This window comes from Burkholderia sp. Bp9031, assembly GCF_003857965.1.
Lineage (GTDB): Bacteria > Pseudomonadota > Gammaproteobacteria > Burkholderiales > Burkholderiaceae > Burkholderia > Burkholderia ambifaria_A.
Genome location: NZ_QTPW01000009.1, coordinates 180,517 through 204,991 on the forward strand (window position 1 = coordinate 180,517; position 24,475 = coordinate 204,991).

Annotated in this window: 21 protein-coding genes and 1 pseudogene; 10 read left to right on the forward strand and 12 right to left on the reverse strand. The window is 69.0% G+C overall.

All coding sequences use genetic code 11. The features are described 5' to 3' along the window. Window positions 1-263: 263 nt before the first annotated feature. Window positions 264-1,640, reverse strand: coding sequence for a nucleobase:cation symporter-2 family protein (locus DIE15_RS14945; RefSeq protein ID WP_185734468.1), 1,377 nt, complete (start codon window positions 1,638-1,640; stop codon window positions 264-266). Between the two features lie 449 nt (window positions 1,641-2,089). On the opposite strand from DIE15_RS14945, the gene DIE15_RS14950 reads away from it, so the two are divergent. Both DIE15_RS14950 and fghA read left to right on the forward strand, forming a co-directional pair. Next, complete coding sequence (locus tag DIE15_RS14950) at window positions 2,090-3,526, forward strand: xylulokinase (protein WP_124833675.1); 1,437 nt, start codon at window positions 2,090-2,092, stop codon at window positions 3,524-3,526. 292 nt (window positions 3,527-3,818) lie between these two features. Continuing rightward, entirely contained in the window at window positions 3,819-4,667 is an 849-nt protein-coding gene (gene fghA, locus DIE15_RS14955) for an S-formylglutathione hydrolase (RefSeq protein WP_057929291.1), read from the forward strand. A 331-nt stretch (window positions 4,668-4,998) separates the two neighbouring features. Here fghA and DIE15_RS14965 read toward each other — a convergent pair whose 3' ends face one another. The 4 genes from DIE15_RS14965 to DIE15_RS14980 are packed head-to-tail and all read right to left on the reverse strand — an operon-like array spanning window position 4,999 to window position 8,111. Next, on the reverse strand, window positions 4,999-5,784 hold the full coding sequence (locus tag DIE15_RS14965; protein WP_124833676.1) for a metal ABC transporter permease: 786 nt from the start codon (window positions 5,782-5,784) through the stop codon (window positions 4,999-5,001). Next, window positions 5,777-6,673 carry an ABC transporter ATP-binding protein gene (locus DIE15_RS14970; protein WP_124833677.1) on the reverse strand — a complete coding sequence of 299 codons (897 nt, stop codon included), beginning with the start codon at window positions 6,671-6,673 and terminating at the stop codon, window positions 5,777-5,779. The genes DIE15_RS14965 and DIE15_RS14970 overlap by 8 nt, the downstream gene beginning before the upstream one ends. A gap of 13 nt (window positions 6,674-6,686) precedes the next feature. After that, the gene (locus DIE15_RS14975) at window positions 6,687-7,601 is read right to left on the reverse strand and encodes a metal ABC transporter solute-binding protein (RefSeq protein ID WP_124833678.1); all 915 of its coding nucleotides are present in this window, start codon (window positions 7,599-7,601) and stop codon (window positions 6,687-6,689) included. A gap of 48 nt (window positions 7,602-7,649) precedes the next feature. Then, entirely contained in the window at window positions 7,650-8,111 is a 462-nt protein-coding gene (locus DIE15_RS14980; RefSeq protein WP_014896195.1) for a Fur family transcriptional regulator, read from the reverse strand. Window positions 8,112-8,440: 329 nt separating this feature from the next. On the opposite strand from DIE15_RS14980, the gene DIE15_RS14985 reads away from it, so the two are divergent. The 8 genes from DIE15_RS14985 to DIE15_RS15020 all read left to right on the forward strand — a co-directional run bounded on the left by DIE15_RS14985 (window position 8,441) and on the right by DIE15_RS15020 (window position 16,802). Beyond that, window positions 8,441-9,217 (forward strand): L-iditol 2-dehydrogenase, encoded by a 777-nt coding sequence (locus DIE15_RS14985; RefSeq protein ID WP_057929286.1) that lies wholly within the window; start codon window positions 8,441-8,443, stop codon window positions 9,215-9,217. 94 nt (window positions 9,218-9,311) lie between these two features. Continuing rightward, window positions 9,312-10,268 (forward strand): sugar kinase, encoded by a 957-nt coding sequence (locus tag DIE15_RS14990; protein WP_057929285.1) that lies wholly within the window; start codon window positions 9,312-9,314, stop codon window positions 10,266-10,268. Continuing rightward, window positions 10,256-11,608, forward strand: a complete 1,353-nt coding sequence (locus tag DIE15_RS14995) for a D-tagatose-bisphosphate aldolase, class II, non-catalytic subunit (RefSeq protein WP_057929284.1) — start codon at window positions 10,256-10,258, stop codon at window positions 11,606-11,608. The genes DIE15_RS14990 and DIE15_RS14995 overlap by 13 nt, the downstream gene beginning before the upstream one ends. A gap of 96 nt (window positions 11,609-11,704) precedes the next feature. After that, on the forward strand, window positions 11,705-13,030 hold the full coding sequence (locus tag DIE15_RS15000; RefSeq protein WP_124833679.1) for a sugar ABC transporter substrate-binding protein: 1,326 nt from the start codon (window positions 11,705-11,707) through the stop codon (window positions 13,028-13,030). Window positions 13,031-13,128: 98 nt separating this feature from the next. After that, a complete protein-coding gene (locus DIE15_RS15005) occupies window positions 13,129-14,076 on the forward strand; it encodes a carbohydrate ABC transporter permease (RefSeq protein ID WP_057929282.1) in 948 nt (315 codons plus the stop codon). After that, on the forward strand, window positions 14,073-14,924 hold the full coding sequence (locus DIE15_RS15010; RefSeq protein ID WP_057929281.1) for a carbohydrate ABC transporter permease: 852 nt from the start codon (window positions 14,073-14,075) through the stop codon (window positions 14,922-14,924). Before DIE15_RS15005 ends, DIE15_RS15010 begins: the two co-directional genes overlap by 4 nt. Beyond that, on the forward strand, window positions 14,921-15,637 hold the full coding sequence (locus DIE15_RS15015) for an HAD family phosphatase (protein WP_124833680.1): 717 nt from the start codon (window positions 14,921-14,923) through the stop codon (window positions 15,635-15,637). The genes DIE15_RS15010 and DIE15_RS15015 overlap by 4 nt, the downstream gene beginning before the upstream one ends. A gap of 55 nt (window positions 15,638-15,692) precedes the next feature. Further along, window positions 15,693-16,802: an ABC transporter ATP-binding protein gene (locus tag DIE15_RS15020; RefSeq protein WP_057929279.1), complete on the forward strand. Its 1,110-nt coding sequence runs from the start codon at window positions 15,693-15,695 to the stop codon at window positions 16,800-16,802. Between the two features lie 106 nt (window positions 16,803-16,908). Here DIE15_RS15020 and DIE15_RS15025 read toward each other — a convergent pair whose 3' ends face one another. The 7 genes and pseudogenes from DIE15_RS15025 to kynB all read right to left on the reverse strand — a co-directional run bounded on the left by DIE15_RS15025 (window position 16,909) and on the right by kynB (window position 24,447). Beyond that, window positions 16,909-17,916 (reverse strand): sugar-binding transcriptional regulator, encoded by a 1,008-nt coding sequence (locus tag DIE15_RS15025; RefSeq protein WP_057929278.1) that lies wholly within the window; start codon window positions 17,914-17,916, stop codon window positions 16,909-16,911. A 58-nt stretch (window positions 17,917-17,974) separates the two neighbouring features. Beyond that, window positions 17,975-19,456 carry a xylulokinase gene (gene xylB, locus DIE15_RS15030; RefSeq protein ID WP_124833681.1) on the reverse strand — a complete coding sequence of 494 codons (1,482 nt, stop codon included), beginning with the start codon at window positions 19,454-19,456 and terminating at the stop codon, window positions 17,975-17,977. A 129-nt stretch (window positions 19,457-19,585) separates the two neighbouring features. After that, window positions 19,586-20,980 (reverse strand): D-arabinitol 4-dehydrogenase, encoded by a 1,395-nt coding sequence (gene dalD, locus DIE15_RS15035; RefSeq protein ID WP_124833682.1) that lies wholly within the window; start codon window positions 20,978-20,980, stop codon window positions 19,586-19,588. Window positions 20,981-21,064: 84 nt separating this feature from the next. Further along, a pseudogene (locus DIE15_RS38140) lies at window positions 21,065-21,427 on the reverse strand (hypothetical protein); the annotation flags it as partial. Between the two features lie 89 nt (window positions 21,428-21,516). After that, a complete protein-coding gene (gene kynA / locus DIE15_RS15045; RefSeq protein ID WP_057929274.1) occupies window positions 21,517-22,443 on the reverse strand; it encodes a tryptophan 2,3-dioxygenase in 927 nt (308 codons plus the stop codon). Window positions 22,444-22,522: 79 nt separating this feature from the next. Further along, window positions 22,523-23,776, reverse strand: coding sequence for a kynureninase (kynU, locus tag DIE15_RS15050; protein ID WP_409364300.1), 1,254 nt, complete (start codon window positions 23,774-23,776; stop codon window positions 22,523-22,525). Between the two features lie 29 nt (window positions 23,777-23,805). Beyond that, window positions 23,806-24,447, reverse strand: a complete 642-nt coding sequence (kynB, locus tag DIE15_RS15055; RefSeq protein ID WP_124833683.1) for an arylformamidase — start codon at window positions 24,445-24,447, stop codon at window positions 23,806-23,808. Window positions 24,448-24,475: the final 28 nt, after the last annotated feature.

Consider the following 24,475-nt stretch of genomic DNA (forward strand, 5'->3'; position numbering starts at 1 on the left):
TTCACGCAGGTTGCTCGACGAAACCGATCGACGACACACGCTGCGATCCCGCCTGGATGCCCGGTCATTCGATCGGTGGGGTTGTTGCGACCCGCCATCGGCCGCCGCGCCAGCGCACCGGCGCATCACGTGACGGCACGAACATCATCCCATCGCCGTCAACGTCGCTCCTGCGCCCGCCACAAAGCAAAACGCCACGGCAAGCCGTGGCGTTTTCCATTGACCGTCTCGCGCCGCGTTCCGGCGCGTCCGGCGCAGGCCGATCAGTGATGCACGTCGGCCGGGCGCCCGTCGAAGTCATGCCCTGCGCGGCGGATGTCGCAACGCGCGTCCTTCTCGCCCTTCACGCCGTTGAACACGGTGTTCAGGATCACGGCCGTGGCCGACGCGAGCAGGATGCCGCTGTGCAGGATCGGCGCGAGCGCGGGCGGCAGCTTCGAGAAGAAGTGCGGCGACACGACAGGCACGAGGCCCATGCCGACGCTCACGGCGACGATGAACAGGTTGTGCGTGTTGTTCACGAAGTCGACCTTCGACAGCACCTTGATGCCGTTGGCCGCCACCATCCCGAACATCACGATGCCCGCGCCGCCGAGCACGAACGGCGGCACCGACGCGACGACCTGCGCCATCTTCGGGAACAGGCCGAGCAGCACCAGGATCACGCCGCCCGTCGCGCAGACGAACCGGCTCTTCACGCCCGTCACGCCGATCAGGCCGACGTTCTGCGAGAACGACGTATGCGGGAACGAATTGAAGATGCCGCCGATCAGCGTGCCGAGGCCGTCGACGCGCAGGCCGCGCACGAGGCGCTCCTGGTTGACCGGACGATCGACCATGTCGCCGACCGCGAGGAACATGCCGGTCGATTCGATGAACGTGACGAACATCACCGTGACCATCGTCGCGATCGACAGCGGGTCGAAGTGCGGCAGGCCGAAGTGGAACGGCATCACGAAGCCGACCCACGGTGCGTGCGCCACGCCGTCGGTATTCACGCGGCCGATCGCGAACGCGATCACGAAGCCGGCGACGATGCCGAGCAGCACCGAGATGTTCGCGAGGAAGCCGCGGCCGTACTTGTTGATCAGCAGGATCAGCGTGAGCACGAGCAGCGACAGGCCGAGGTAGACGGGGCTGCCGTATTCCGGGTTGCCGACGCCGCCGGCTGCCCAGTTGATCCCGACTTCCATCAGCGACAGCCCGATCACCGCGATCACGGTGCCGACCACGACGGGCGGGAAGAACCGCAACAGCTTGCCGATCATCGGCGCGAGCACGATGCCGATGATGCCGGCCGCGATGGTCGAGCCGAAGATGTCGAGAATGCCGAGGCCGGGGTTGGTGCCGATCGCGATCATCGGGCCGACTGCCGCGAACGTGCAGCCCATGATGACGGGCAAGCGGATTCCGAAGATCCACAGGCCGAGCGTCTGGATCAGCGTGGCAATGCCGCACGAAAAGAGATCGGCGCTGATCAGGAACGCGATCTGGTCTTTCGGCAGCTTCAGCGCGCCGCCGACGATAAGCGGCACGGCGACGGCGCCGGCGTACATGACGAGGACGTGCTGGAGACCAAGCGTTACAAGCTTGCCGGTCGGCAGCACCTCATCGCACGGATGGACCGTGTTCGATTGCATCTGTCTCACTCCATGATCTTGTTTTCGGGGTGATACGAAGTTATGCGGAATGCACCATCGCAACAAGAGCGCTGGGTTCTATTCCGTTCTTTGCTGGTTCGATATGCCGTTTCGGCCTGGAACAGGGGGACGATCATCGGGAAACTGCCGCTGGAGTGAGGTTTCCCGGTTTTATAGCCCTTCAAAATAGTGCGGGCCCCCGTGTCAAATATAGGTGGCTTTATGGTGTGTATCGCAGTGGCGGCATAGTGGCAAAAACGACCTGCGAGAAATCGCGCCGGGTTAACCCGCGAGAGGCTGTTTTTGCCCGCGAGGTGCAGCCGGGTGATACTGCCCGCGCACGGCCGCGTTTTCGCGCCGCCGCGGCGGCAAAAACACCGCATCGATCGGGGCGCGGGTCGCGATCCCGCTATCATCGGTATTCGTCTACTCGAATACACCATCCCGTCATGCGCCTGCTCGGAATCGATCTCGGTACCGGCTCCGTCAAACTCGTCACGCTCGATGCCGATGGCGTCGAGCGCGCGGTTGCGAGCGAACCCTATGCGTTGTCGTCGCCGCGGCCCGGCTGGGCCGAAATCGCCCCCGACATCTGGTGGCAGGCGCTCGTGCGCGCCGCTGCGCGGCTGCCGGCCGACGAGCGCGAGCAAGTCGCCGCGATCGGCTTCTCCGGCCAGATGCACGGCGTCGTGCTGATCGACGCTGCCGGGCAACCGGTGCGTCCTGCGCTGCTGTGGCCCGATACGCGCGCGGTGCGCGAAGCGGACGAGGCCGGTTGGCAGGATGCGCCGAATCCCGTCGCGCCCGGCATGGCGGGCCCGCTGTTGCGCTGGCTGGCCGCGCATGAACCGCAGGCGCTGCGGGCCGCGCACCGTGCCGTGCAGCCGAAGGACTGGCTGCGCATCGCGCTGGGGGGTGAGGTCGCGGCCGATCCGAGCGATGCGTGCGCGACCGCGCTCGCAACACCGGACGGCGCGTGGGATACGGCGCTGATCGACTCGCTGGGCCTGCCTGCCGACCGGTTCGCACCGGTGCAGGCGTCGGGCGCACGCTGCGGCGTGCTCGCTGCGAAGGCGGCGGCGGTGCTCGGGCTGCCGGCCGGCGTGCCGCTTGCGACGGGCGCGGCCGATACCGCGTGCGCGGCGCTCGGCAGCGGGCTCGTCGCGGCCGGCGATGCGCTGCTGACCACCGGCAGCGGCGGCCAGATCGTCGTGCTCGCGGATGCGTTGCCGCCTGCCCGGCGCGGGCTGCATCGCTATCGCACGGCGGCCGGCGACGGCTATTACACGATGGCCGCGATGCAGAACGTCGGGATCGCGCTCGAAGCCGTGCGCGGCTGGCTCGGCTATTCGGGCTGGCCGGAAGCGTACGACGACGCGTTCGCGCAGCCGGCGTCCGAGCGGCTCTGCTTTCTGCCGTACCTGACGGGCGAGCGCTCGCCGTGGATGAATCCCGATGCGCGCGGCGGCTGGCTCGGCCTCGGGCTCGGCGACACGCGCGGCGCGATGATGCGCGCCGCATTCGAAGGTGTCGCGTTCGCGCTGCGCGCGGGGCTCGATGCGATCCGCGACGCGAACCGGGCCGATCCGGTGACGACGCTGCGTCTCGCCGGCGGCGGCTCGGTCGATCCGCGTTGGCGCCAGTTGCTCGCGGATGCGCTCGGCGCGTCGCTCGACGCAGTCGATTGCCCGAACGCCGCGACGCGCGGCGCCGCGCTGCTCGCGGGCGTCGCGATCGGACACTGGCGCGAAGATGCGCTGCGCACGCTGGCACCGGCTGCGTCACCGGTCGCCGCGCCGCGCGACGATCGCGCGCTGGCCGCCCGTCATGCGCGTTTCGTCGATCTGTATGCGCGCACGGATGCGTGGTTCACGACCGGCGTTTAAACTCGGGCACTTGTCGTTTTGCGTCAGCGATGACGCGTCCCGGCAAGCCGGCGGCTGTTTCGCGCGCGCGGCGGGTAGCGTGATCGGCGATCATGGCGAGCACGATACGGTTTCGCCGTGCCGCATGCGACGCCGCACGGCACGTGCTTGTATACGGGTGACGCGGCGAAGGTGAAAGCCGGCGCCTGGTCCGAACACGCTGCCGCTCGAGACGCTCGGCGACGGCTGCGACCCGATGAAGTCGGGCGAATCGATTCGCCCGATCGTGCTGCATTGAACGGAAGGGAACTCCATGCTCGAACTCGTTTCTTCTCATGCTTGCCATGGTGGCGAGCAACGCTTCTATCGCCACGATTCGAAGGCCATCGGCCTGTCGATGAAGTTCTCGGTGTACCTGCCGCCGCAGGCGGCGCACGGCCGCGTGCCGGCGCTGTTCTACCTCGCGGGGCTCACATGCACCGAGGAGACGTTCGCGATCAAGGGCGGCGCGCAGCAGTATGCGGCGCAGCACGGTCTCGCGCTCGTGATGCCCGATACGAGCCCGCGCGGTGCGGGTGTGCCGGGCGAGAGCGACGCGTGGGATTTCGGCGTCGGCGCGGGCTTCTATGTCGACGCGACGCAAGCGCCGTGGTCGACGCATTATCGGATGGAGTCATACGTGACGGGCGAGCTGCGCGAACTCGTCGCGGCCGAGCTGCCGATCGACGGTGCACGGCTCGGGATCTTCGGTCACTCGATGGGCGGGCATGGCGCGCTGACGCTCGCGCTGCGTCATCCCGACCTGTACCGGTCGGTATCGGCGTTCGCGCCGATCGCCGCGCCGACGCGCTGCCCGTGGGGCGAGAAGGCGTTCTCGGGCTACCTGGGCGCGGACCGCGACGCGTGGAAGCAGCACGACGCGAGCGAGCTCGTTGCGCGCGCGGATGCGCCGAAGTTCGCGGACGGCATCCTGGTCGACCAGGGCCTCGCCGATCAGTTCCTCGCGAACCAGCTGAATCCGGACGTGTTCGAAGCCGCGTGCGAGAAGGCTGGGCAACCGCTGACGCTGCGCCGCCACGAGGGCTACGACCACGGCTACTACTTCATCTCGACGTTCATCGCCGATCACATCGCGCATCATGCGCGTGTGCTGGCGCGTTAGTGCGACAAACTGGCCACGCCATTTCGCATCATCGGGTGGCGTGGTGCTTCGCCTTTCGCAGCATGCGCAAGGCGAGCCATGTCACAGACATCACGACCGCCAGTGCTATCAGCAAATGCACGACGATCACGAGATCGTCGCCGGCCTCGCCGTCCCAGAACCCGGGAACGTGCGTGACGAGCCAAGCCCACGCACGCTCAGGTATCGGTAGTGCGAACGACTCGTGAGTAAGGCACAGCCTTGCAAGCAGCACTGACGCTACAAGTACCCATGCGGTTACTGCGGCTCGGTACACGACTCGCCTCATCTGACTGTAACCGTGCCGTATGTGTCATGTGTGACGCCGCAACAGACTTGCCCCATACACCAGCGCCGACAGCGCGGTGATCCAGAAGCTCGTCGGCCAGTCGGTGTGATACGCGAGCGCGATCCCGACCCACGCCTCGAACAGCGCGAACAGCGCGGCGAGCAGCACGCCGGTCGACAGCCGCGTCGACACGTTCTGTGCGGCCGCGGCCGGCCCGACCAGCAGCGTGAACACCAGCAGCACGCCGACGATCTGCGTCGCCGCAGCCACCGCGAGCGCGCACACCGCGAGGAACAGCATCGACACCGTGCGCAGCGACACGCCCTTGGCTTCGGCCAGTTCGGGCTGCAGCGACGCGAACAGCAGCGGCCGCGCGATTAGCGCGAGCGCGATGAGGCTCACCGCGCCGATGCCGGCCAGCACCGCGAGCGTGTCGTGGCTGACCGCGAGCACGTTGCCGAACAGCAGCGCCGTGACCTGCGTCGCGAACGACGTGTAGAAGTGCAGGAACAGCAGCCCGAAGCCGAGCGCGCCCGACAGGATCACGCCGATCGCGACGTCGCGGCCCGCGAGCCGTTCGCCGAGCGCGCCCATCCCGATCCCGGCCGCCAGCGTGAAGCCGACCATCCCCCAGATCGGCGAGATGCCGAGCAGCACCGCGCCGGTCGCACCGGTGAAGCCGACGTGCGACAGCGCGTGGCCGGCGAAGGTTTGTCCGCGCAGCACCAGGAAGTAGCCGACGATGCCCGCGAGCACCGCGACGATCCCCGACGCGGCGAACGCGTTGATCATGAAGTCGTATTCAAACATCGTGCGAATGCCCGGGATGAGCGTGTCCGTGGTGGTGATGACCGTGGCCGCCGCCATTGCCACCGCCGTGCGAGTGGCCGTCGTCGTCCTCGTGTTCGTGATCGTGCTTTTCGATTTCGACGTCGCCCGACATCACGAAGATCTTGCCGTTCACGCGCATCACGTCGATCGGCGAGCCGTAGAGCCGCGACAGCACGGGCTTCGTGATCACCTCGTCGACGGTGCCGAGCGCCGCGACGCCGTTGCCGAGATACAGCACGCGGTCGAGTGCGTTCAGGAGCGGATTCAGTTCGTGCGCGGAAAACAGCACGGTGATGCCGAGCTCGCGCTGCACGTTGCGCACGAGTTCGACGACGCCGCGCTGGTGGTTCGGGTCGAGGCTGATCAGCGGCTCGTCGAGCAGCAGCAGCTTCGGGCTGCCGAGCAGGCATTGCGCGAGCAGCAGGCGCTGCCGCTCGCCGCCCGACAGTTCCGACAGCGGCCGGCGCGCGAGCGTCGGGCCGCCGACGAGGTCGAGCACGCGGTCGACGTCGCGCCGCGTTGCGGCGTTCGTGTGCGGCAGCCCCCAGCGATGGCCGTCGGCGGCCATCGCGACGAAGTCGTAGCCGCGCATCCGGCGATTCGCGAGGCCGCTTCGGATCTGCGGCATGTAGCCGATCGACGCGTTGCCGCGTACGACCGGCATGCCGCCGACCGACAGCGTGCCGCCCGTGACCGGCACGAGGCCGAGCACCGCGCGCATCAGCGTCGTCTTGCCCGCGCCGTTCGGCCCGAGCACGCCGACGAATTCGCCGGGTTCGATCGAGAAGCTGACGTCGCGCAGGATCGTGCGGTCGCCCAGTTCGAGCGTGACGCGATCGAGTGCGAGTGCGTGAGGAGTGGCGGTCATGTCGTTGCGTGGGTCATTTCTTGCTGGTGGAAAGCGCGGCCGCGAGCGCGTCGAGCTGGCCGGCCATCCATTGCTGGAAAGTCTTGCCGGCAGGCTGCGTCTCGGTGACGCTCACGCTCGGCACGCCGCCGTCGCGCGCGACCTTCAGCAGGCGCTTGGTCATCGGCGCTTCGGCCTGGCTGTTGTAGATCAGCACGCGCACCTGCTTCTTGCGCAGGTCGTTCTCGAACGCGGCGACGTCCTGCGCGCTGGCTTCGGTGTCGTTCATCGTCGCGAGCTGGAAGCGCTGGTTGCGCATGTCGAGGCCGATCGCGTCGGACATGTAGCCGAACACCGGCTCGGTGGCCGTCACGGGCACGCCCTTGTACTGCGCGCGCAGCGCGGCGACCTTGTCGTCAACGGGCTTCAGCGACGCGACGAACTTCTGCAGGTTCGCGTCGTAGTCGGCCTTGTTCGCAGGGTCGGCACGGCCGAGCTCGGCCGCGATCGCGCGCGCGGCGGCCGGCATGGTCGCCGGGTCGTACCACAGGTGCGGGTTGTCGCCGGCCTTCCTGCCGACGAGATCGGCGACGACGATCGTCGCGCGCTTCGCCTGCTTCGACGCGCCGAGCAGCTTGCCCATCCACGGATCGTAGTCCGCGCCGTTGTAGATCACGACCTGCGCGTGCTGCAGCGCGCGCGCGGTCTTTGGGCTCGCTTCGAACAGGTGCGGATCCTGGTCGGGATTGCTGAGGATGCTGGTGACCGCGACATGGCGGCCGCCGATCTGCGACGCGACATCGCCATAGAAATTCTCGGCGGCGACGACGTTGACGGTCGCGGCCTGCGCGAATGCGGGCGCCGCGATCGACAGCACGGCAGCCGCGGCGGCCAGCAGGCGGGCAAACGGCAGGGCGCGCCGCGGCGCGCGCTTCAGGGCAATGGGCATGGAACTCCTCGTTGGAAGGGGCGGCGCTGCACGCCGCCCGATGCGGTGTCAGCGTTGCGCGGGCTTGCCCTTGCAGTGCCCGCACAGGCCGTTCAGCTCGACGACCTGGTGGTGGACTTCGAACCCGTGCGCAGGCTCGCTCGCGGACAACTGCTTCGCGAGGTCGCTGCCCGGAATCTCGACGGTCTCGCCGCACGAATCGCAGATCAGGAACTGGCCTTCATGCGGCACGCCGATCTCGCAGCATGCGAAGAACGCGTTCTTCGATTCGATCCGGTGGATGAAGCCGTGCTCGACGAGGAAATCCAGCGCGCGATAGACGGTCGTGGGCGGCACGCGGCCGCGCTGCGGTTCGAGCTCGGCGAGCAGGTCGTACGCGCCGATCGGGCGCTGCGCGGCCAGCACGCGTTCGTAGACCTGGCGGCGCAGCGGCGTCCACGCGAGCCCATGCTCGGCGGCGAATGCGTCGGCCCGGGACAACCGGGCGTCGATGGGTGATGAGGTAGCCATGGCGTGAAGCAGGCAATGAAACGAAGTATGGCGATGATATAACGTATCTCCTCCGCCGTGCAGCCCGAATTCCGCTCCCCGCACACGCTTCGTCCCCTTCATCGATGTTTCAGCCGCGCTGCACTCCGCGTGCTATGCCTTATCAGGCTTGGCGCGCGGGGCCGTGCGCGGTGCCGCCGTGCCGCAGCGCATCATCGAAAGCCGCCGTGTCGCCTTGACAGCGCGAATCGCGTGGCCGATCATTCGATCAACAACAGAGCAATTGATCGGTCGGCGAGCGTTCGCTCACCTCGCGACCTTCGAGCAGCAGAACGAACCGGAGACAACCAGTGAGACTGGAAGACAAGGTCGCGATCCTGACGGGCGCGGCAAGCGGCATCGGCGAAGCGGTCGCGCAACGCTATCTGGACGAAGGCGCGCGCTGCGTGCTGGTCGACGTGAAGCCGGCGGCCGGTTCGCTCGCACGGCTGATCGAGGCCAGTCCCGGCCGCGCGGTGGCCGTCACCGCGGACGTCACGCGCCGCGACGACATCGAGCGGATCGTCGCGACCGCCGTCGAGCGCTTCGGCGGCGTCGACATCCTGTTCAACAATGCGGCGCTGTTCGACATGCGCCCGATCCTCGACGAATCCTGGGACGTGTTCGACCGGCTGTTCGCGGTCAACGTGAAAGGGCTGTTCTTCCTGATGCAGGCCGTCGCGCAGCGGATGGTCGAGCAGGGCCGCGGCGGCAAGATCGTCAACATGTCGTCGCAGGCCGGGCGTCGCGGCGAGGCGCTCGTTTCGCACTACTGCGCGACCAAGGCCGCGGTGATCAGCTATACGCAGTCGGCCGCGCTCGCGCTCGCGCCGCACCGGATCAACGTGAACGGCATCGCGCCGGGCGTGGTCGACACGCCGATGTGGGAGCAGGTCGATGCGCTGTTCGCGCGCTACGAGCATCGCCCGCCCGGCGAGAAGAAGCGGCTCGTCGGCGAAGCCGTGCCGCTCGGTCGGATGGGCGTGCCGGGCGACCTGACGGGTGCCGCGCTGTTCCTCGCGTCGTCCGACGCCGACTACATCACCGCCCAGACGCTGAACGTCGACGGCGGCAACTGGATGAGCTGATGGCGCCGCTCGCATGTGCAACCAGCCGGCCGGCCCGCGACGCAGCGGCAGCGCCGCACGTCGCGACTGCCGTCGAACGAGGAGGGCACGCCTGATGGCCGAGATCGTCGTCGCCGGCGAACTGCTGGCCGAATTCGTCGCCGCCGAGCGCGGCCAGGGTTTCGACACGCCGGGCTTGTTCGCCGGCCCGTTTCCGAGCGGCGCGCCGGCGATCTTCGCCGACCAGGCCGCGCGGCTCGGCGCGGGCGTCGCGTATGCGGGCTGCGTCGGCCGCGATGCGTTCGGCGACGCGATCGTCGCGCGGCTCGCGCATGATGGCGTCGACGTCGCGCGCATCCGTCGCGTCGCGCGCCCGACCGGCACCGCGTTCGTCGCGTATCGCGACGACGGCGCGCGCAGCTTCGTCTTCAGCCTGTCCACCAGCGCGGCCGCGTGCGTCGACGCATCCGACGTCGATACCGCGATGTTCGACGGCTGCCGCTATTTCCACGTGATGGGCTCGTCGCTGACCAGCGAATCGGCGATCGCGGCGGTGCAGCGCGGCGTGATCGAAGCGGCGCGCGTCGGCGCGAAGGTGTCGTTCGACCCGAACGTGCGTCCCGAAATGCTGAGCTTTCGCCCGATGCGGGCGGCACTCGACGAGATGCTCGCCGCGTGCCATCTGTTTCTGCCGAGCGAAGCCGACCTGCCGTTCTTCTGCGGGCCGCAGCCGGCCGAGCGCGCAATCGCTGGACTGCTCGCGACGCATCCGCTGCTCGAGCGCGTCGTGCTGAAGCGCGGCGCGCAAGGCAGCGTCGCGTTCGACCGTGCGAACCGTGCCGAAGCGCCGGCGTTTCAGGTCGACGAGGTCGACCCGACCGGCGCCGGCGACTGCTTCGGCGGCACGCTGGTCGCGAGCCTCGTCGCCGGCATGCCGATCGAGGTCGCGTTGCGCCGCGCGAACGCGGCCGGTGCGATCGCGGTCACGCGGCGCGGCCCGATGGAGGGCAACAGCAGCGCGGCCGAGATCGATGGTTTCCTGACCGAACGAGGTGTCGCATGTCCGGCCTGACGACGACTGCCGAGCGTCCGCGCACCGCGCACGCGCAAACCGTGTTGCGGATGATCTTCGACGCGAACCGCGCCGATGCGCAGCGCGGCATCTATTCGATCTGCAGCGCGCACCGGCTCGTGCTGGAGGCCGCGTGCGAAGCCGCGCGCGCGGACGGCTCGCCGCTCCTGATCGAGGCGACCTGCAACCAGGTGAACCATCTCGGCGGCTATACGGGCATGACGCCGGCCGATTTCCGGCGCGACGTCGATGCGATCGCGCAACGCTGCGGGCTCGCGCCGTCGGCGCTGGTGCTCGGCGGCGACCACCTGGGCCCGAACCCGTGGCGGCACCGCCGCGCGGCCGACGCGATGCGCGAAGCGGCCGCGATGGTCGCCGCCTATGTCGAAGCCGGGTTCGAGAAGATCCACCTCGATGCCAGTATGGCGTGCGCGGACGATCCGGTGCGGCTCGACGACCGGACGATCGCCGCGCGTGCGGCCGAACTCTGTCGCGCGGCCGAAGACGCGGCGGCGCACGCTGGTGTCGCGCCTGTCTACGTGATCGGCACCGAGGTGCCGACGCCGGGCGGCGAAGTGGCCGGCGATGGAGGTGGCGACGCGATCGCGCGGATCGCGGTCACGCGTAGCGACAGCATCGCCGCGACGCTCGATGCGCACCGCGGCGCATTCGCGGCGGCCGGGCTCGACGCTGCATGGACGCGCGTGGTCGCGATCGTCGCGCAGCCGGGCGTCGACTTCGACGATCGCCGCGTGCTCGACTACGACAGCGCGAAGGCCGCGTCGCTCGGCGCGAGCATCCTGCGCACGCCGCGCCTCGTGTTCGAAGCGCATTCGACCGACTACCAGACCGAAGGCGCGCTCGCCGCGCTCGTGCGCGACCATTTCGCGGTGCTGAAGGTCGGCCCCGCGCTGACTTTCGCGTTGCGCGAGGCGCTGTTCGCGCTCACCTTCATCGAGGACGCGCTGATCGACGACGTCGCACAACGCTCGCGCTTGCGCGATGTGGTCGACGCCGCGATGCGCGCGCAGCCCGAGCACTGGGCGCCGTACTACCGCGGCGACGAAACCGAGCAGCGGCTCGCGCGTCAGTTCAGCTACAGCGACCGGATCCGCTACTACTGGCTGCAGCCGGCCGTCGCGGCGGCGGTCGAGCAGCTGTTCGACAACCTCGCGCGGCAGCCGGTGCCCGAGACGCTCGTCGCGCAGTGGCTGCCGGACGTGTACGCGGCGTGCCGCGCGGGCGGGCTCGCGAAGGCGCCGCGCGCATGGGTGCGCCACCGGATACGCGACGTGATCGCGCACTATGCGCGCGCGTGCGGCATGCAGCGGCCGGCGTGACGGGCCGCGAGGGAAACGGAGCAACACGACACACGCAATACGCCATACGCATTACGCAACACCGACGACAGTTCGAACAATCACAGGAGACATGCCATGCAACGAAAGATGCTCGATGCCGCCGTACGCTGCTTCGCCGGAGCCGCGCTCGCGACGGCCGCGTGCGCGGCGTCCGCCGGCACGCTGACGATCGCGACGCTGAACAACCCGGACATGATCGAGTTGAAGAAGTTGTCGCCGGCGTTCGAGAAGGCGAACCCCGACATCAAGCTGAACTGGGTGATCCTCGAGGAAAACGTGCTGCGCCAGCGCGCGACCACCGACATCACGACCGGCAGCGGCCAGTTCGACGTGATGGCGATCGGCACCTACGAGACGCCGCAGTGGGGCAAGCGCGGCTGGCTCGCGCCGATGACGGGGCTGCCCGCCGACTACGACCTGAACGACATCGTGAAGACCGCACGCGACAGCCTGTCGTACAACGGCCAGCTGTATGCGCTGCCGTTCTACGTCGAAAGCTCGATGACGTTCTATCGCAAGGACCTGTTCGCGGCGAAGGGGCTCAAGATGCCCGACCAGCCGACCTACGACCAGATCGCCGAGTTCGCGGACAAGCTCACCGACAAGGCGAAGGGTACCTACGGGATCTGCCTGCGCGGCAAGGCCGGGTGGGGCGAGAACATGGCGTACGTGTCGACGGTCGTGAACACGTTCGGCGGGCGCTGGTTCGACGAGAACTGGAACGCGCAGCTGACGTCGCCGGAATGGAAGAAGGCGATCACGTTCTACGTGAACCTGCTGAAGAAGGACGGCCCGCCGGGAGCGAGCTCGAACGGCTTCAACGAGAACCTGACCCTGACCGCATCGGGCAAGTGCGCGATGTGGATCGACGCGACGGTCGCGGCCGGGATGCTCTATAACAAACAGCAGTCGCAGGTGGCCGACAAGATCGGTTTCGCGGCCGCGCCGGTCGCCGCCACGCCGAAGGGCTCGCACTGGCTGTGGGCGTGGGCGCTGGCCGTGCCGAAGACGTCGAAGCAGGAGGACGCCGCGCGCAAGTTCATCGCATGGGCGACCTCCAAGCAGTACATCGAGATGGTCGGCAAGGACGAGGGCTGGGCGTCGGTGCCGCCGGGCACGCGCACGTCGACCTACCAGCGCCCCGAGTACAAGGCCGCCGCGCCGTTCTCGGACTTCGTGCTGAAGGCGATCGAGACGGCCGACCCGAACGATCCGTCGCTGAAGAAGGTGCCGTACACGGGCGTGCAGTACGTCGGGATTCCTGAATTCCAGTCGTTCGGCACGGTGGTCGGCCAGGCGATCGCGGGCGCGGTGGCCGGCCAGATGACGGTCGACCAGGCGCTCGCCGCCGGGCAGGCCGCCGCCGACCGCGCGGTCCGGCAGGCCGGCTACAAGAAATAACGCGGCCCGCACCGTGCGCTGGCGCACGGTGCGCGTTGCCGAAGCTGAAAGGCGGGCCGGCCGTTCGCGCCCGCGCCTCAACCGGAGGGACTCCGATCATGCGTCATTTGCGTCTTCCCCTGAGCCACGCGTCGTCGGTCGGCGACGCGTCGTCGCCGCCGGGCGCGCCGCGCCGCGCGCGCGGCGGCGCGAGCTGGCTCGTGTCGCCGTCCGTCGCGGTGCTGCTGCTGTGGATGTCGATCCCGCTCGCGATGACGATCTGGTATTCGTTCTCGCGCTACAACCTGCTGAACCCGGACGTGAAGGGCTTCGCGGGCCTCGACAACTACCGCTTCCTCGCGACCGATCCGTCGTTCCTGCCCGCGATCTGGCACACGCTCGTGCTGATCGGCGCGGTGCTCGCGATCACGGTGGTCGGCGGCGTGCTGATGGCCGTGCTGTTCGACCGCAAGTTCTACGGGCAGGGCGTGGCGCGCCTGCTCGCGATCGCGCCGTTCTTCGTGATGCCGACGGTCGCCGCGCTGATCTGGAAGAACATGATCCTGCATCCGGTGTACGGGCTCGTCGCGAACGCGATGCGCGCGTTCGGGATGACGCCGGTCGATTGGTTCGCCGATTACCCGCTCACCGCCGTGATCATGATCGTCGCGTGGCAGTGGCTGCCGTTCGCGTTCCTGATCCTGTTCACCGCGATCCAGTCGCTCGACCAGGAGCAGAAGGAAGCCGCGCGCATCGACGGCGCCGGCCCGATCGCGATGTTCTTCTACATCACGCTGCCGCACCTGAAGCGCGCGATCGCGGTGGTCGTGATGATGGAGACGATCTTCCTGCTGTCGATCTTCGCGGAGATCTACACGACGACGGGCGGCGGCCCGGGCGATGCGACGACCAACCTGTCGTACCTGATCTACGCGCTCGGCCTGCAGCAGTTCGACGTCGGCCTCGCATCCGCTGGCGGCATCATCGCCGTCGTGGTCGCGAACGTCGTGTCGTTCTTCCTCGTGCGGATGCTCGCGCGCAACCTGAAGGGAGAGTACGAAAAATGAGCGACCTGACTTTCGAAGGCCGGCGTGCGCCGGCCCCGTTCGACCTCGCGCGGCGCGCGCTGCCCGGCGCGCTGGCGTGGCTGATCGCGCTGCTGCTGTTCTTCCCGATCTTCTGGATGGCGATCACCGCGTTCAAGACCGAGCAGCAGGCGTATGCGTCGACGCTGTTCTTCGTGCCGACGCTCGACAGCTTCCGCGAGGTGTTCGCGCGCAGCAACTACTTCGCGTTCGCGTGGAACTCGGTGCTGATCTCGGCCGGCGTCACGGTGATCTCGCTGCTGCTTGCGGTGCCGGCCGCCTACGCGATGGCGTTCTTCCCGAACCACCGCACGCAGAAGGTGCTGCTGTGGATGCTGTCGACCAAGATGATGCCGTCGGTCGGCGTGCTCGTGCCGATCTACCTGCTGTGGAAGAACGCGGGGCTGCTCGATACCGTGTCGGGCCTCGTGATCGTGTACACGCTGATCAACCTGCCGATCGCGGTGTGGATGACCTTCACGTACTTCAACGAGATTCCGAAGGACATTCTCGAAGCGGGGCGCATCGACGGCGCGTCGACGTGGCAGGAGATCGTCTACCTGCTGATGCCGATGGCGCTGCCGGGGCTCGCGTCCACCGCGCTGCTGCTCGTGATCCTGTCGTGGAACGAGGCGTTCTGGAGCATCAACCTATCGAGCTCGAACGCCGCGCCGCTGACCGTGTTCATCGCGTCGTACTCGAGTCCGGAAGGGTTGTTCTGGGCAAAGCTGTCCGCTGCTTCGCTGCTCGCGGTCGCGCCGATCCTGATCGTCGGCTGGCTGTCGCAGAAGCAGCTCGTGCGTGGGCTCACGTTCGGGGCGGTCAAATGAGGGCGGCCGGCAAAGGTGCGGTGGTGGGCCACGGCTTGAACGTGCTGATCTGCGATTGCGACGGGGTACTGATCGACAGCGAGGCCGTCGCCGCCGACGTGATCGTGCGCGAGCTCGACACACGCTGGCCGGGCGTCGACGCGCGGCCGGCCGTGATGCCGCTGCTCGGGCTGCGCATCGAGCGGGTGCTGGCCGGCGCGAGCGAGGCCGTCGGCCGCGCGCTGTCGGCCGACGACGTCGACGCGATCCGCCGCGCGGTCGAGGCGGCGGCCGTCAACGCGCCGATGGTCGACGGCATCGACACGGCACTCGCGGCGATCGGCCTGACGACGGCATGCGCGAGCAACAGCTATCGCGCGTACGTCGAGGCGGCGCTCGCGCGCACCGGCCTCGCGCGCTTCTTCGGCGACCGGCTGTTCTGCGCGGATGCCGTCGCGCGGCCGAAGCCCGCGCCCGACGTGTATCTCGCGGCCGCCCACGCGCTCGGCGCGGTGCCCGCGCAATGCCTCGTCGTCGAGGACAGCGCGACCGGCATCACCGCGGCCGCCGCGGCCGGCATGACCGTGCTCGGCTTCGTTGGCGGCGGGCACGCATCGGCCGCGCAGATCGACGCGCTGCGCGGGATCGGCGCGCGTCACGTATTCGACGACATGCACGAGCTGCCCGGCTACGTCGCGCGCTGGCAGGCGACGGGCGCCGTGCTGCCGAACTAGCAACGATTGCGCGCCGCGTCGAACGCGGCGCATCACGAACGAACGGAGACAGACCATGGCAAGCGTGCTCCTGCGCAACATCGCGAAGCGCTACGACGACACCGAAGTGCTGCGCAACGTGAACCTCGACATCGCCGACGGCGAATTCGTCGTGTTCGTCGGGCCGAGCGGCTGCGGCAAATCCACGCTGATGCGGATGATCGCCGGGCTCGAGGACATCTCGAGCGGCGACCTGCTGATCGACGGCGCGAAAGTCAACGACGTGCCGAGCGCGAAGCGCGGCATCGCGATGGTGTTCCAGTCGTATGCGCTGTACCCGCACATGACGCTGTATGACAACATGGCGTTCGGCCTGAAGCTCGCCGGCGCGAAGAAGCCCGAGATCGACCAGGCGGTGAAGCAGGCCGCGAAGATCCTGCACATCGACCACCTGCTCGACCGCAAGCCGAAGCAGCTGTCGGGCGGCCAGCGGCAGCGCGTCGCGATCGGCCGCGCGATCACGCGCAAGCCGAAGGTGTTCCTGTTCGACGAACCGTTGTCGAACCTCGACGCGGCGCTGCGCGTGAAGATGCGGCTGGAATTCGCGCGGCTGCACGACGAGCTGAAGACGACGATGATCTACGTGACGCACGACCAGGTCGAGGCGATGACGCTCGCCGACAAGATCGTCGTGCTGTCGGGCGGCGCGGTGCAGCAGGTCGGCACGCCGAACGCGCTGTATCACGCGCCGGCGAACCAGTTCGTCGCGGGCTTCATCGGCTCGCCGAAGATGAACTTCCTGACAGGCACGGTCGAGTCGGCCGATGCGACCGGCGTGCTGGTGCGCTTCGGCAGCGGCGAGACGCAGCGCGTCGCGGTCGATGCGGCGGGGCTGCAGCGCGGCGCGGTCGTGACCGTCGGCGTGCGGCCCGAGCATCTGCTGGTGGAGCCGGCGGCGACCGGCGTCGCCGCACGGACGATGGCCGTCGAATCGCTCGGCGATGCCGCGTATCTGTATGCGGAGTCGGCGGTCGCACCGGACGGGCTGATCGCGCGGATTCCGCCGCTCGACACGTACCGCACCGGCGAAGCGCTGCACGTGCATGCGCAGGCCGAGCACTGCCACTTGTTCGACGAGCAGGGTCAGGCGTTCCGGCGGCTGAGTGCGCACGCGAAGGCGGCGTGACGTATGAGCGCCCGGCAGTGCGCGCGCTCGTCGCGCCTGCCGGGTGCGGCAGGATGGGGGGCGACGCTCGCGCCGCGCGCCGTGCGTGTCCGAGCGTTCGGTGGCGTCAGGCCGCCTTCGCTTCGAGCGCCGCGCGCGCGCAGGTCTCGTCGGTGACGAGCCCCGACAGCCATCCGCCGCGCAGCGCGGCGATCACCGCGTCGCGCTTCTTCGGGCCGCCCGCGAACGCGATCGTCGGACGCTTCGGCGGCGTGTCGAGCGCGACGCTCGTCACGCGCGCGCTCGTCGACACGTCGATCCGTTTGCCCTGCGCATCGATCGGCACGCCGAGCAGCTCGGCCACCGCGCCGAGCGTGGTCATCTCGTCGCGCTCCTGTTCGGTGATGAAGCCGTCCTCGTAGAGCGGGCAATGCGGGCCGATGTTGCCGATCCCGACGAACGCGACGTCGGCATGCGCCGACAGCGCATCGACGATCCGGTACAGACGGTGATTGCACCATTGGGCGCGCTCGGCGTCGCTGTCGGCGAACAGCGGCGCGGGCAGCAGGAAGTGCTTGCTGCCCGTCTTCTCGGAGATGTATTGCGCGACGTCGTAGCGGTTCGACGAGCCGTCGGCCGCGATCGCGCCGACCATCGACACGAGCCGGTGCTGCGGCCGCTCGATCTGCGCGATCTGCGCGACCGCCGCCTTCAGCGTCCGGCCGCTGCTGACCGCGATCACCATCGGCCGCGTTTCGTTCAGGTAGCGCTCCATCACCTGCGCGCCGGCGACCGCGAGCTTGCGGTCGATCGCTTCGGGTGCGTCGGCATCGACCGGCACGACTTCGCACATCGCGAGCCCGTAGCGTTTCGACAATTGCGCGCCGAGATCGAGGCAGTCGGCGAGCTGGTGATCGACGCGCACGCGGATCAGGTTCTTCTCGACCGCGAACGCGACGAGGCGCTGCGCGACCGGGCGCGACACCTGGAGCTTCTCGGCGATTTCGTTCTGCGTGTCGCCCGCGACGTAGTAAAGCCACGCGGCACGCGTGGCGAGATCGAGTTTTTCTGAGGACTTGGACACGATAGCGGTTCGGTTCGGATCTGGGCCGGCCGTCAGGTGGCGCCACGGCATCCACTGTAACGCATGCCGGGCGCGCGGCCGACGGCCGCTGCACGCCGCCGCGGGGCGCTTACGCGAGCCGCGCGCGCGACGGTTCGTAAAGCGGGCGCACGTGGCGATACAGCGCGCGAAACGCGTCGAGGCGCTCGCGCAGCAGCGCGTGGCGCGCGGCGTCGGGCGCGTATTCGGCGCGCACCGGCGGCTTGGTCAGCACCGCATGCGGATCGCCGCCCACGGCGAGCCAGCCCAGGCGCGCCGCGCCGAGCGCCGCACCGGTTTCGCCGCCGCCGTGCTGGCGCGTGCGCACGTTCAGCGCGTCGGCGATCAGCTGCGCCCAGAACGCGCTGCGCGCGCCGCCGCCGATCAGCGACAGCCGGTCGGTTTCGACGCCGGCCGTGTGCAGCGCGTCGAGGCCATCGGCGAGGCCGAGCGTCACGCCTTCGAGCACCGCATAGCCGAGATGCGCGCGCTCGGTCGCATGCGTCATTCCGAAGAACACGCCCTGCGCATACGGATCGTTGTGCGGCGTGCGTTCGCCGGACAGGTAGGGCAGGAACAGCGGCGCCGTCGCGAGCGCGTCCGCGTCGAGTGCCTCGATTTCGGCGAGCAGCGCCGGCTCGTCGGTGCCGGTCAGCTTGCAGACCCAGCGCAGGCAACTCGCGGCCGACAGCACGACGCTCATCAGTTGCCAGCGATCGGGGATTGCATGACAGAACGCGTGCACGGCCGATGCGGGATTCGGCATGAAGCGGTCGCCGACCACGCTCAGCACGCCCGACGTGCCGAGCGATACGAAGCCGTCGCCCGCGTGGATCGCGCCGATGCCGAGCGCGCTCGTCGCGTTGTCGCCGCCGCCGCCCGCCACCACGACGGCCTCCGACAGCCCGAGTGCGCGCGCGACGTCCGCGCGCAGCGTGCCGGACGGCGCGTTGCCTTCGACGATGCGCGGCATCTGGTCGTGCGTCATGTCGCATGCGGCGAGCAGCGCGTCGGACCAGTCGCGGCGCGCGACGTCGAGCCACAGCGTGCCGGCCGCATCGGACGGGTCGGAGACTTTCGCGCCGGTGAGCCGGAAGCGCAGGTAGTCTTTCGGCATCAGCACGCACGCGGTCGCGGCGAACACGTCGGGTTCGTGCTTCGCGACCCACAGCAGTTTCGGCGCGGTGAAGCCGGGCATCGCGAGGTTGCCGGCCAGCGCGTGCAGATCGGGTGCGCGCTCGGTGAGCAGCGCGCATTCGTCGGCGCTGCGCATGTCGTTCCACAGGATCGCGGGGCGCAGCACGCGATCGTCGCGGCCGAGCAGCACTGCGCCGTGCATCTGGCCCGACAGGCCGATTCCGCGCACCTGCGCGAACGCTTGGCGGTGCCGTTCGCGCAGCGCCGCCAGCGCGGCGAGCGTGCCTTGCCACCAGTCGTCCGGATGCTGTTCCGCCCAGCGCGGGTGCGGCCGCGACACGTTGAACGGCGTGCCCGCGGTGCCGACCACGGTGCCGTCCGGGGCCAGCAGCAGCACCTTCACTTCCGAGGTGCCGAGGTCGATGCCGAGATACATGAGCGATCCGTTCCGTCAGTGAGGAGCCGCTACTTTAGCCGCACGCACGCGCGCATGCCAACGCAGGTTCGCCCGGATGCGCGGCAGCTTGCGAGCGGCCGGCCGCCGGGCCCGGCCCGGGGCAGCGCATCAGCGCTGCGTGAGCCATGCGTCGACGCGGGCGAGCCCGGCGCGCAGCGCGTCGAACAGCGCCGCGTTGCCGGCGAGCGAGCCCCACAGCGCGCGGCTCGCGCACAGCGCGACGACCGGGTCGTCGGCCTCGACGATCGCCCGTGCGGCGCCGTCGTCCATCACGCCGTCCTGGTACGCATACGGCAGCAAGCCGCGCGCCCAGCGCTCGAGAAAACGCAGGAACAGCGCCGGCAACACGGCGGTGGCGACCGGCGCCGCGCCGCGCGCGAACGATTCGACGAGCGTCGGCGCGATGAAGCCGGGAATCTTCGAGAAGCCGTCGGCCGCGACGCGCTGGTTCGTGTCGAGCACGTACGGGTTGCCGAAGCGTTCGAGCACGACGTCGCGATAGCGTTCGAGGTCGAGCGGGCTCGGGCTGAGGCACGGGATCACGTCCTGCGTCACGTAGTCGTGCGCGAAGCGGCGGATCGCCGCGTCGTGCGTGCCTTCGTGGATGTACGTGTAGCCCGCGAGCGTGCCGGCCCATGCGATGCAGCTGTGCGTCGCGTTGAGGATGCGGATCTTCGCTTCCTCGTACGGGTGCACGTCGTCGACCAGTTCCGCGCCGGCCAGCTCCCAGCGCGGCCGGCCGGCCGCGAAGCGGTCTTCGATCACCCACTGGATGAACGATTCGCCCATCACCGGGCACGCGTCGTCGATGCCGGTGGCCGCGCGCACGCGTTCGCGCACGTCGGCGGTCGGGCGCGGCGTGATGCGGTCGACCATCGCGCTGGGTGTCGCGACGTTCGCATCGAACCACGCGAGCAGATCCGTTTCGCCGCGCCGTTCGAGGAATTCGCGCATCCCCGCGCGAAAGCGCGCGCCGTTGTTGCGCAGGTTGTCGCAGCTCTGCAGCGTGAGCGGGCCCGCGCCGCGCGTCACGCGTTCGGCGAGCAGCGCCGCGAGCGCGCCGTACAGCGTCGTGCGCGCGCCCTGCAGGTCGGCTGCGAGATCCGTGTTCGCGAGGTCGAGCCGGTTGTGCTCGTCGAGGTAGTAGCCGCCTTCGGTGACGGTGAACGATACGATCCGGCACGCCGGGTCGGCACCGGCGTCGATCAGCGCAGCGAGGTCGATCGACCACGGCAGCACGCGCGAGATCGCACGGATCGTCTCGTACGCGCGCTCGCCTTGCGGCGTGACGGTTTCGAGCGTGTATGCGCCGTGCTGCCCGGCGAGCGCGTCCATCGTCGCGTGCATGTCGTCGCGGATGTTGCCGACGGTCAGCGACCAGCGTTCGCCGGCCGGCACGGCCGCGTTCACGCGATGCAGATACCACGCCTGGTGCGCGCGGTGGAACGAGCCTGCGCCGATGTGCAGCAGCACGGGCGTGCGTTCGGAGGGCGATTCGGTCATCCGGTGTCTCCTGTCGCGATCGGATCGCGCTCGGCCTGGCTTCAGCACTCGCGATCCGCGCTGTCGAATACGATCATTTGCTCTTCATGTGAGCGAATGATCGTATTCGGGCGGGCGAAAGTCAAGGTGGCGACACGGCATTTCGATGGTGCGCTGCGGCGCCGGGTGCGTTGCGCGGAAGCAGTCGGGGCAGTCGGGACAGGCGGGGAGGCGTGAGCATCCTTCGCGCTCATCGCGTGTCAGCGTGACGAGTTCGTCGAGCTGCTCGCCGGCCGGCACCGGCAGGATCCCGTGGCGGCGCCGGAACGCGCTGAGCGTGCGCAATGGATGGTGCGGTGCCGCAACGATATGGCTGCGATCTTCCCAGCGGCGCGCCGGAATCGCGACAATCTCGTCGGGGCCGGGCCCGTGCGCTCGCACGGTGCCGGCACGATCCGCATGATGACGGCCGACGGCGAACGGGCATTGCCGCGCAAAGGGGAAGAACCGGCCCGCACGTCGTCATGACGGCGGGCAGGCTCGGGGCGAATAGCGCGTTACAGCGTGGTGCGCACGTGCCACAGCTCGGGGAACAGCACGACGTCAAGCATCTTGCGCAGATACGGCGCGCCGCTGGTGCCGCCCGTGCCCTGCTTGAAGCCGATGATGCGCTCGACGGTCGTCACGTGACGGAAGCGCCACTGGCGGAACGCATCCTCGAGATCGACGAGTTCCTCGGCCATCTCGTAAAGCTCCCAGTGCTGCTGCGGATGACGATAGACCTCGAGCCACGCGGCTTCGACCGTTTCGTCATGCCGCATCGGCTGCGTCCAGTCGCGCTCGAGCCGCTCGGGCGCGATCGGGAAGCCGCGCCGCGCGAGCAGGCGCACGACCTCGTCGTAGAACGACGGCGCCTCGAGCGTCGCGCGCACCTGCTCGAGGATGTCGGGCCGGTGCGCATGCGGCTGCAGCATCTGCACGTTCTTGTTGCCGAGCAGGAATTCGAGCTGCCGGTACTGGTACGACTGGAAGCCCGACGACTGGCCGAGGTACGGCCGCATTGCCGAATACTCGGAAGGCGTCATCGTCGACAGCACGTTCCACGCCTGCACGAGTTGCTCGAGAATCCGCGACACGCGCGCGAGCATCTTGAACGCGGGCGGCAGCGCGTCGCCGCGCACCGCGTCGAGCGCGCCGCGCAGCTCGAAGAGGGCGAGCTTCATCCACAGCTCGCTCGTCTGATGCTGGATGATGAACAGCATCTCGTTGTGATCGGGCGACAGCGGATGCTGTGCATCGAGGATCGCGTTCAGCGACAGGTAGTCGCCATAGCTCATCGACTTCGAAAAATCGAGCTGCGCGTTGTGCCAGCCGGCTTCGCCCGCGGCATCGCCCGGCACGTGCGGCGCTTCATGAGCGGGTTGGGCCGCGCGTGCGCCCGAGAACGGGCAGCCCGCCGGCGCATCGTCGCCGGGTAGCTGCATATGACCAGAATTCACGACTCTCTCCAGATTTGAATGACGGGGGTGCGGCGCGCGGCCTGCGCGCGCCGGGCGATGTCGATCAGGTCACCGCGCCGCGCTCGGCGAACTCGGGTGCCTTCCACGCATCGGTGGCGAGGATGTCGCGCAGCGCCTCGACGGCATCCCACACGTCGACGAAGCGCGTATAGAGCGGCGTGAAGCCGAAGCGCAGCACGTACGGCTCTCGGTAGTCGCCGATCACGCCGCGCGCGATCAGCGCCTGCATCACCTCGTAGCCGTGCGGATGCTCGAAGCTCGCCTGCGAGCCGCGCTGGTGATGCGCGCGCGGCGTGACGAGCTTCAGCGACAACCCCGCGCAGCGTTGCTCGACGAGCGCGATGAACGCGTCGGTCAGCGCGAGCGACTTGCGGCGGATCGCGTGCATGTCGGTCTGCAGGAACACGTCGAGCCCGCATTCGACCATCGACATCGACACGATCGGCTGCGTGCCGCACAGGAAGCGCGCGATGCCCGGATCGGGCGCGAAGCCCGGCTGCATCGCGAACGGTGCGCGGTGGCCCCACCAGCCCGACAGCGGCTGCGAGAAATGTGCGTGATGGCGTCGCGGCACCCACACGAACGCTGGCGAACCGGGGCCGCCGTTCAGGTACTTGTACGTGCAGCCGACCGCGCCGTCCGCATGCGCGGCGTTCAGGTCGACCGGCACCGCGCCGGCCGAGTGAGCGAGATCCCACAGCATCAGCGCGCCTGCGTCGTGCACGAGCTGCGTGACGGCCGGCATGTCGTGCATGTAGCCGGTACGGTAGTTCACGTGCGTGATCATCGCGACGGCCGTGTCCGCGCCGAGCGCGCCGGGCAGGTCCGCCGGATCGTCGATCAGGCGCAGCTCGTAGCCGCCGCCGAGCTGTTCGATCAGTCCTTGCGCGATGTACAGGTCGGTCGGGAAGTTCGAGCGCTCCGACACGATCACGCGGCGCTCCGGCGCGCGCTCGGCCTGGTGGCGCACCATCGCCGACAGCAGCTTGAACAGGTTGATCGAGATGGTGTCGGTCACGACGGTCTCGCCGGGTGCGCCGCCGATCAACGTCGCGAGCTTGTCGCCGAGGCGGCGCGGCAGCGCGAACCAGCCGGCGGTGTTCCAGCTGCGGATCAGGCCTTCGCCCCATTCGGCGCCGATCACCTGTTGCGCGCGTGCGGCCGATGCGCGCGGCTGCGCGCCGAGCGAGTTGCCGTCGAGGTAGATCACGCCGTCGGGCAGCGCGAACTGGTCGCGCAGTGCGGCGAGCGAGTCGTCGCGATCGAGGGCGAGCGCGTCTTCACGGGTCTTGATCATGATGTCTGTCGGGTAAGTGGTTCGGGTAATCAGGATGAGTGGCCGGGCAGCGCGCGCAGCACCGCACGCACGGGGCTCGCGTCGAGCGTTGCGAGCTTCAGCGGCAGCGCGATCAGCTCGTAGTCGCCGGGCGGCACGTCGTCGAGCACGATCCCTTCGAGGATCGCCATCCGGTGGGCGCGCACGCGGTGATGCGCGTCGATGGTCTTCGATTCCTGCGGATCGAGCGACGGCGTGTCGATGCCGATCAGCTTCACGCCGTGCTCGGCGAGCAGCTCGACGGTCTCGGGCGCGACCGCGCAGAAGCCGCTGTCCCATTGCTCGATGCTGGCGCGCGCATAGGTGCGCAGCAGCACGCGCGGCGGCACGCCGTCGAGCGCGGCCTCGATGTCGGCCGGGTGCACGAGCGGCGACGCGCCGATGCAGTGGATCACGCGGCACGGGCCGAGATAGGTGTCGAGCGGCACCGCGCCGATCGGCGCGCCGTCGGCGTCGTAGTGCAGCGGCGCGTCGCAGTGCGCGCCCGTGTGCGGCGACAGCGTCAGGCGCGCGACGTTGACCGGCGAGCCGGCCTCCATCCGCCACACGCGTTCGACGGAAACCGGCGTATCGCCCGGCCACACGGGGGTGGCGGGGCTGACGGGCGGCGAGATGTCCCAGAGTGTGTCCATGGCATGTCGAATCGGTGAATCGATGCTT

Excerpts from the sequence above, each read along its gene's own strand:
- kynA (WP_057929274.1), bottom strand. The coding sequence starts at position 22,443 with ATGCAGCTACCCGGCGACGATGCGCCGGCGGGCTGCCCGTTCTCGGGC.
- DIE15_RS14995 (WP_057929284.1), top strand. The coding sequence starts at position 10,256 with ATGTCCGGCCTGACGACGACTGCCGAGCGTCCGCGCACCGCGCACGCG.
- DIE15_RS15025 (WP_057929278.1), bottom strand. The coding sequence starts at position 17,916 with ATGCCGTGGCGCCACCTGACGGCCGGCCCAGATCCGAACCGAACCGCT.
- DIE15_RS14990 (WP_057929285.1), top strand. The coding sequence starts at position 9,312 with ATGGCCGAGATCGTCGTCGCCGGCGAACTGCTGGCCGAATTCGTCGCC.
- DIE15_RS14950 (WP_124833675.1), top strand. The coding sequence starts at position 2,090 with ATGCGCCTGCTCGGAATCGATCTCGGTACCGGCTCCGTCAAACTCGTC.
- DIE15_RS15010 (WP_057929281.1), top strand. The coding sequence starts at position 14,073 with ATGAGCGACCTGACTTTCGAAGGCCGGCGTGCGCCGGCCCCGTTCGAC.
- DIE15_RS15020 (WP_057929279.1), top strand. The coding sequence starts at position 15,693 with ATGGCAAGCGTGCTCCTGCGCAACATCGCGAAGCGCTACGACGACACC.
- DIE15_RS14975 (WP_124833678.1), bottom strand. The coding sequence starts at position 7,601 with ATGCCCATTGCCCTGAAGCGCGCGCCGCGGCGCGCCCTGCCGTTTGCC.
- DIE15_RS14970 (WP_124833677.1), bottom strand. The coding sequence starts at position 6,673 with ATGACCGCCACTCCTCACGCACTCGCACTCGATCGCGTCACGCTCGAA.
- DIE15_RS15000 (WP_124833679.1), top strand. The coding sequence starts at position 11,705 with ATGCAACGAAAGATGCTCGATGCCGCCGTACGCTGCTTCGCCGGAGCC.
- fghA (WP_057929291.1), top strand. The coding sequence starts at position 3,819 with ATGCTCGAACTCGTTTCTTCTCATGCTTGCCATGGTGGCGAGCAACGC.
- xylB (WP_124833681.1), bottom strand. The coding sequence starts at position 19,456 with ATGTATCTCGGCATCGACCTCGGCACCTCGGAAGTGAAGGTGCTGCTG.
- DIE15_RS15005 (WP_057929282.1), top strand. The coding sequence starts at position 13,129 with ATGCGTCATTTGCGTCTTCCCCTGAGCCACGCGTCGTCGGTCGGCGAC.
- kynU (WP_409364300.1), bottom strand. The coding sequence starts at position 23,776 with ATGATCAAGACCCGTGAAGACGCGCTCGCCCTCGATCGCGACGACTCG.
- dalD (WP_124833682.1), bottom strand. The coding sequence starts at position 20,980 with ATGACCGAATCGCCCTCCGAACGCACGCCCGTGCTGCTGCACATCGGC.
- kynB (WP_124833683.1), bottom strand. The coding sequence starts at position 24,447 with ATGGACACACTCTGGGACATCTCGCCGCCCGTCAGCCCCGCCACCCCC.
- DIE15_RS14980 (WP_014896195.1), bottom strand. The coding sequence starts at position 8,111 with ATGGCTACCTCATCACCCATCGACGCCCGGTTGTCCCGGGCCGACGCA.
- DIE15_RS15015 (WP_124833680.1), top strand. The coding sequence starts at position 14,921 with ATGAGGGCGGCCGGCAAAGGTGCGGTGGTGGGCCACGGCTTGAACGTG.
- DIE15_RS14965 (WP_124833676.1), bottom strand. The coding sequence starts at position 5,784 with ATGTTTGAATACGACTTCATGATCAACGCGTTCGCCGCGTCGGGGATC.
- DIE15_RS14945 (WP_185734468.1), bottom strand. The coding sequence starts at position 1,640 with ATGCAATCGAACACGGTCCATCCGTGCGATGAGGTGCTGCCGACCGGC.